General features: G+C 67.6%; 9 protein-coding genes. 2 read left to right on the top strand and 7 right to left on the bottom strand.

Annotated elements, in window-relative coordinates:
* From ACRDUX_RS40325 to ACRDUX_RS40315, 3 genes are all read right to left on the bottom strand, one after another.
* A partial coding sequence (locus tag ACRDUX_RS40325; RefSeq protein ID WP_526423076.1) for a DUF222 domain-containing protein occupies positions 1-1073 on the bottom strand: 1073 nt, incomplete at its 3' end.
* A gap of 30 nt (positions 1074-1103) precedes the next feature.
* A complete protein-coding gene (locus ACRDUX_RS40320) occupies positions 1104-1742 on the bottom strand; it encodes an SAM-dependent methyltransferase (protein WP_526423074.1) in 639 nt (212 codons plus the stop codon).
* A complete protein-coding gene (locus tag ACRDUX_RS40315; protein WP_526423072.1) occupies positions 1729-2700 on the bottom strand; it encodes an NAD(P)/FAD-dependent oxidoreductase in 972 nt (323 codons plus the stop codon). The genes ACRDUX_RS40320 and ACRDUX_RS40315 overlap by 14 nt, the downstream gene beginning before the upstream one ends.
* A gap of 47 nt (positions 2701-2747) precedes the next feature.
* Here ACRDUX_RS40315 and relB point away from each other — a divergent pair, with 47 nt between their 5' ends.
* Positions 2748-3323: a type II toxin-antitoxin system RelB family anti-toxin gene (gene relB, locus ACRDUX_RS40310; protein WP_526423070.1), complete on the top strand. Its 576-nt coding sequence runs from the start codon at positions 2748-2750 to the stop codon at positions 3321-3323.
* A gap of 105 nt (positions 3324-3428) precedes the next feature.
* Positions 3429-3836, top strand: a complete 408-nt coding sequence (locus tag ACRDUX_RS40305) for a MarR family winged helix-turn-helix transcriptional regulator (protein ID WP_526423068.1) — start codon at positions 3429-3431, stop codon at positions 3834-3836.
* 15 nt (positions 3837-3851) lie between these two features.
* Here the strand turns inward: ACRDUX_RS40305 and ACRDUX_RS40300 are convergent, their stop codons facing one another.
* The 4 genes from ACRDUX_RS40300 to ACRDUX_RS40285 form a co-directional block, all read right to left on the bottom strand.
* Positions 3852-4106 (bottom strand): hypothetical protein, encoded by a 255-nt coding sequence (locus tag ACRDUX_RS40300; protein ID WP_526423066.1) that lies wholly within the window; start codon positions 4104-4106, stop codon positions 3852-3854.
* A gap of 119 nt (positions 4107-4225) precedes the next feature.
* Positions 4226-5308, bottom strand: coding sequence for a bifunctional RNase H/acid phosphatase (locus tag ACRDUX_RS40295; protein ID WP_526423064.1), 1083 nt, complete (start codon positions 5306-5308; stop codon positions 4226-4228).
* The gene (locus ACRDUX_RS40290; RefSeq protein WP_526423062.1) at positions 5305-6042 is read right to left on the bottom strand and encodes a zinc ribbon domain-containing protein; all 738 of its coding nucleotides are present in this window, start codon (positions 6040-6042) and stop codon (positions 5305-5307) included. The genes ACRDUX_RS40295 and ACRDUX_RS40290 overlap by 4 nt, the downstream gene beginning before the upstream one ends.
* A partial coding sequence (locus tag ACRDUX_RS40285) for a Nif3-like dinuclear metal center hexameric protein (RefSeq protein ID WP_526423060.1) occupies positions 6039-6606 on the bottom strand: 568 nt, incomplete at its 5' end. The genes ACRDUX_RS40285 and ACRDUX_RS40290, both read right to left, overlap by 4 nt.

The following is a 6606-nucleotide window of genomic DNA, read 5'->3' as shown; positions in this document are numbered from 1 at the left end:
TCACCGAGCCCGTTGACCGCCGAGGTCGGTCCGCTCCGATGATGCGCGGTGGCGTGATCGTGATGCCGGATCGGCGCATCGCAGTACGGCGTGCGACACGTGTCATCGCGCACGTCGATGAACCGCGCCAACCCCTTCGGAAACAGCCGAGCCCGTGACTCCATCGCCACCAACCCGCCACTGCGCGGATGCTTGTAGAGTCGCCGCAACGTCGCCCGCGAATCCTTCTCACCCACCGCCGAACCGACCAACCGCCGCGCCACCGCCGCGGGCACCGGCCCATACCCAACGACCCGCGCCGGATCGGTGGCGCCCGCCAGCAGACCCTCATCGGTCAGCACCAGATTCACTGCGATCGGTTCGGGCACCTCGGCGGGCCGCCCCGTGACCCGCTCGACGAGGACATCGTCCATTACCTGCCCGCGAGAGCGGCCATCGAAGGTGGTGTCGGCCGCCCTCTTGAGCGCCGCATACACCGCCACACCCCTGGCCACAGGAAGCATCGCCGTCACATAGGTCATGGTGTCCGGAGCCGGCCGGATGGTCACCGTTCGATCCCCCTGCGCCTTCGCCGCCCGGTCGACCACTGCGTGCGGATCGAGTCGGTAGGCGATTCCCTTGGCCTCGCTGGCCAGCCGCTTATCACCCATCCCCTCAAGGGTGCTCACATCGGCGCACATCTCGGCATCCAACGCCCGGCGATCCTCGACGTCCAGACACGCCGACTCCCGCACCAGCACCGTCGCCCGCCACTCCGAGAGCAACCCCGCCTTGAGTGCGGCCAGGGTGTGGGGCATCTCGTGGACCAGAGCCCGGGCGAACCCGAGGTGTCTACCGCCTCGGTTGGGTGAATCGCGGCGGGCCAGGGCGATCTCACTGGCCAGGCCCTTACCGCGCTTGGCGCAAGACACGCCCTCAGTGGCCTCGCGAGCGCGGCGCTTGCTGTCGAGTTCAGCGGTCAACATCGCCTGCTCGGCAGCGGCCGCCGACTTCTCCCGCTCCAACACCGCGATGCGCTCCACCAGCGCCGCCTCTTCGGCGAGCGGATCGATCGCTGCCGTCGTATCGAACATGAGTTCGACACTACCGCTAGCCTCTGACACTCAGTCCCTGCGACGAAGGACCATCAGATTGTCCTGCCAGGTGAACGGCTGACCATCCGGATCGGTCGCGGGCCTGTCCACGACCTCCACCCGTTCGCGGTCCCATTCCGCGGCAGGCAGGTCCAACTCGGCGAGTACCTCCTCGGGGGCCGGAAACGGGTGGTCATGCGGCACCTTCTTCGAGAACGGCGGGGCCGCGGCATGGTCGACGATGATCAGCAGCCCGCCCGGTACGACGGCACGCGCGGCGTTGCGCAGGATGGCCGGTCGCTCCAACCGCACGGTCGAGTGCAGGAACTGCGCGGAGATCGCGTCGTAGTTGCCCTCGGGAAAGCTGTCCGACAGGTCGTGACGCTCGAAGACGATGCGGTCGCGGATGCCGCGCGCCTGCGCCTCGGCTGCGGCACGCTGAAGGGCCGTCTCGGAGATGTCGACGGCGGTTACCTGCCAGCCCCTTTCGGCCAGCCACACGGCATCGCCGCCCTCCCCACAGCCGAGGTCCAGAGCGCGACCAGGTGGAACGTCCGCGAGCACCTTCGCCAGCTGCACGTTGACCCGGCCGCTCCAGATCCGTTCCCGCTCACCGTAGTGCGCTTCCCAGTAGTCCTTGGCGGCCTGATCCGTCTCATGCGTGGACATCGGCATTCTCCTTCTGGTTGGGCCATGGTGGCACAGGTAGTCCGACGTCATCGGCGAGCAGGCTCTGCACCACCGCGGCGGCAGTGAGTGAGCCCGTCGCAATCGCCGCCGCCACCTGTGGCATTTGGGCACTGAGGTCACCCGCGGAGAACACTCCTGGCACCGACGTGCGGTGGAACTGATCGATCTCAACGGCGTCAACGGCGACGGGGCCGGGTGGCGCGGTGGCGACGCCGAGATGGGCGGCCAGCGTGCCGCGTTGTTGCAACGTCGCGGCCACCAACACGCCGCCACGGGCGAGGATGGCGCCGTCGGTGAACCTGACGGCGGTCAAGTCCCCTGACTCCGAGACGAATTCAGCGATCTGACGTTCGTCGAGCCGCACGCCTGCGGCAGTCAACGTCTGAACAGAGGCGTCGTCGAGTCCGGCCGAGCCGTCGGTGAGGACCACGACGTCGTCGGTCCAGCCCCGCAGCATCAGAGCCATGTGCACTGACCGCTCGCCCCGCGCCAGTACCGCCAAGGATTGATCGCGCATCTCCCAGCCGTGGCAGAAGGGGCAGTGGAACGCCGATCTCCCCCACAGCTCGGCCAGGCCGGGGATGTCCGGTGTCCGATAGTCCATGCCCGTCGCCAGTAACACTCGCCTGGTGCGCTCGCGCGTTCCATCGGCCAGTTCGAGGACGAAGCCACCTCCGTCGGACATGCCCGTCACCACCTCGCCCGAACGGTGCTCGACCGTCGGGTACGCACCGAGTTCGGCTCGTCCCGCTTCGTAGAGCCGTGCGGGCGGGCGTCCGTCGTGACCCAGCAGACCACCGATGCCGTGTGCCGCCAGATTGCTTTGACCGCCCGCATCCACCACCAGCGTGCGACGCCGTGCCCGACCCAGCACCAACGCCGCGCTCAGCCCGGCGGCGCCGCCACCGACGACGACGCAATCCCATTCGTTGTCCATGGCACCCACCTTGCCGACCTTCGCCGCATCTGCCAACATCATTTGCCATGCAGGCAAAGAGCACCGAGGACGTCGACCTCCGGGTGAGGCGACGACTCCGCGAACTGCGCACCCAGCGCGGCCTCACGCTGGAGGAGGTCGCCTCACGCGCCGACATCGACGTCTCCACGCTCAGTCGCCTGGAGTCCGGCAAGCGCAGGCTGGCACTGGATCACCTGCCTCGGCTGGCCTCGGCGCTCTCGGTCAGCACCGACGACCTGCTCCGCACCCCCGAAGCCGAGGACCCACGCGTCAAGGGGGCATCGCAGACCCGTCACGGTGTGACGTACTGGCCGCTGACCCACACCGGGCCCGCCGGCGGTCTTCACGCATTCAAGATCCGGGTGAGCGCACGGCGCCGCACCCCTCCCGACGAGCTACCCGTGCACGACGGTCAGGATTGGATGTACGTCCTGTCCGGCCGCATGCGGCTGATCCTCGGCGAGCGCGACTTCACCATCAAACCCGGTGAGGCGGTGGAGTTCTCGACGTGGACCCCGCACTGGTTCGGTGCTGTCGACGGACCGATCGAGGCCGTCGCGATCTTCGGACCGCACGGCGAACGCTTGCACCTACACACCTGATCGGCACTAGCGGAGGAGGCGCGCGCGGGTGATCGAGCCGCACCGGCGACGCAATCCGCGCGCCATACCCGACCGCTACGAATGGGTAGGCATATCGTGACCACTGTGGGTCTGCCTGACGACGTCTACGCGCAATTGTTGACGCTGCGAACGGACCTACGCCGATTCGAGCGATGGAGCGCCGAACAGGCACAGTCCGCGGGACTCACTCCCATGCAACATCAGCTGTTGCTGGCCATCCGCGGGCACCCCGACCCCAGCGGACCAACCATCGGCGAGGTGGCCGACTACCTCCTGTTGCGACACCACAGCGCGGGAGGCCTGATCGATCGGGCCGACACCGCGGGACTGGTGCGCCGAGTCCGCGACAGCCATGATCACCGTGTGGTGCGGCTACAGCTCACCGAGGCCGGATCCGACCGGCTCGAATCGCTCACTGCGGCCCATCTCGACGAGCTTCAGCGTCTCGCCATCCGATTGCCCGCTCCGCCGGTGCCACCGCCCCACGGCTGATCAGGTGCAGACCCGTCAGGCCGCTGGCCGTTCGGACGGGTGCCGTCGTGGACGCAACACCTGCATCGGATGCATAAGCACCGGATGGCGACAGTGAAGGCACGACGACGCCTGCTGGTCCGCTGACGACGTCGTCAAGTGACCGCACGACGCACACCGGACGACGAAGAACTGGCCGATCATCCCCAGCAGTCCGTAATAGAGCGCCGCCGTCGTCGCTGCCGCCAGCACGACGTCCAGCGCAACGGTGAGAACCTCATAGACCGCCATGAACAGACACCTCCACTGATTGGGCCGAACGCCTATCGCGCACCTTCGCCTACGAATATATCGTACTGCGATATATCTGGCGAGGTGAGGCTGACAGACGATCGAAGGTGTCGTCTTGACTAGGTTTCGAGGTAGGCCGTCTGGTTGACCAGCCGCACAGATGCCACACCATCCGGATAGAACTCGGCGATGGACAGTGACGCGAGGTCGAGATGCAGTCGGTACAGGATGCTCGCACCCCCGTCGAGGGCCAACCGCAGGATCGTCTTGATCGGCGTCACGTGTGACACCACCAGAACCGTCGCGTCACCGTGTTCGGCGATGATCCGGGTGCGTGCCCGATTCACCCGCTGCGCGACGGCATCGAAGCTCTCACCGCCGGGCGGGGCGACGCTGGTATCGCGCAGCCACTTCCCGTGCAGGGTCGGATCCCGTTGCGCCACTTCGCCGAACGTCAGACCCTCCCACTCACCGAAGTCGGTCTCTATCAGATCGTCGTCGACCGAGACGTCGAGGCCGAGTGCCTTGGCCGCCGCCGTCGCGGTGTCGTAGGCCCGCTGCAGCGGCGAGGAGACCACGGCCGCGATCCCGCCGCGCCGTCCCAGGTATGCGGCCGCTGCATCGACCTGCCAACGGCCGAGGTCCGTCAGCGCAGGATTGCCCCTGCCCGAGTAGCGGCGGTCGACGGACAGTTCGGTCTGCCCGTGGCGCAGCAGCATGAAGCGTGTTGGCGCCCCGCGCGCACCGGTCCACCCCGCAGGTGAGGTGGTCTCCGAGGTGGCGGGGTTGCTCGATTCCTCCGCTGCCGCATCCATGGCCTCGTTGGCCAACTTGTCCGCGTGCGCGTTCTCGGCGCGGGGAATCCACGCGTAGGTGATGCCGTCGAACGCGTCTGCCAACTCAAGGGCGCGCTGCCTCAACGGGATCAGGTCGGGATGCTTGACGCGCCAGCGGCCCGACATCTGCTCCACGACCAGTTTCGAATCCAGCTGCGCGGCGACCTCGGTGGCGCCCAACTCGGCGGCCTCCTCCAAACCTGCGATCAGGCCGCGATACTCGGCGACGTTGTTCGTCGCGCGGCCGATGGACGCCTTGGCTTCGGCGAGCACCGTTGCGCGGTCAGCGGACCACACCACCGCTCCGTAACCGGCAGGACCCGGGTTGCCGCGCGACCCGCCGTCGGCCTCGACGATGACCTTCATTCGCTGAAGTCCCTGACTCGAACCAGGATTGCGGAGCATTCGGGGCAACGCAGCACCTCGTCCTCCGGTGCGGCCGCAATGCGCGCCAGCTCTCCCCTATCGATCTCGATGCGGCAGGCGCCACAACGTCGGCCCTGAAGCCGGCCCGCCCCGATGCCGCCACCGGCCCGCTGCCGTTCGTAGAGCGCCACCAGCTCCGTGGCCAGCGATGCGGTCAGCTCGTCGCGCCGGGAGGCCGACTGGTGTCGCGACTGGTCGATGACCACGAGCGCGTCGTCGCGTGCGGTGCGTGCCGCCGTCAGGTCGGTCTGGAGATCGTCGATCCGGCGCAGCTGCTCCTCCTGATCATCCTGCAGCTTCTCGCGATGCTCCATGATCTCGAGCAGCGAATCCTCGAGGCTCCCTTGACGTCGCTGCAGGGTCTCCAACTCGTGTTGCAGCTCGCCGACGTGCTTGACGTCCACCGTGCCGCCGTCGAGCAGCGCGCGGTCGCGGTCCTCGCGCTTGCGCACGGAGTCGATCTCGCTCTCGAACTTGGCGACCTGTCCATCGAGGTCGTCCAGCGCTATCGACAGCGACGCGAGCTTGTCGTTCGCGTCGCGATGCTCGCCCTGGACGGCGTCGAGGCGCTGTTGCTCGTCGAGGTGCTTGGCGCGATGGTCGAGACGGCTCAGATCAGCGTCTATCGCGGCGAGTTCGAGAACTGAACGTTGTTGTAGCTCTTCCGCCTTCATGTGTTCTTCGCATCCTTCTCTAGATTCCATGGGTCCGTTCGGACCGGGGTGATGCGCACCTCGAGCGCGTCGGTGAAGTGTGTTCGAAGCAGAGCGGCTGCCTGATGGCACCACGGGTATTCGCTCGCCCAGTGCGCGACGTCGACCAGCGCGACGTCGGACGTCCGCAGGTGCTCATCGGCCGGATGGTGTCTGAGGTCGGCGGTGACGTAGGCGTGCACACCGGCCGCCGCCACGGTGTCCAGCAGCGAGTCACCGGCGCCCCCGCAGACCGCGACCCGCGACACCACGGCATCGGGATCGCCGGCCGCTCGCACCCCCCACGAGGTCGCGGGTAATCCACTGGCCACCCGGGAGACGAAGGCCGACAAGCTTTCCGGGCTCGGCAGCGAGCAGATGCGGCCGATGCCGACGTCGGACGGCAACGGTGCGAGCGCGAAAACGTCGAACGCAGGTTCCTCATAGGGATGCGAACCGCGCATCGCACCGAGCACCGCTTGGCGCAGCCGCGCAGGCGCGATGATCTCGATGCGGTCCTCCGGCACCCGTTCCACCGCACCGACG

This window comes from Mycobacterium sp., assembly GCF_050701675.1.
GTDB lineage: Bacteria > Actinomycetota > Actinomycetes > Mycobacteriales > Mycobacteriaceae > Mycobacterium.
This window is presented reverse-complemented; position numbering and strand designations above follow the sequence as displayed.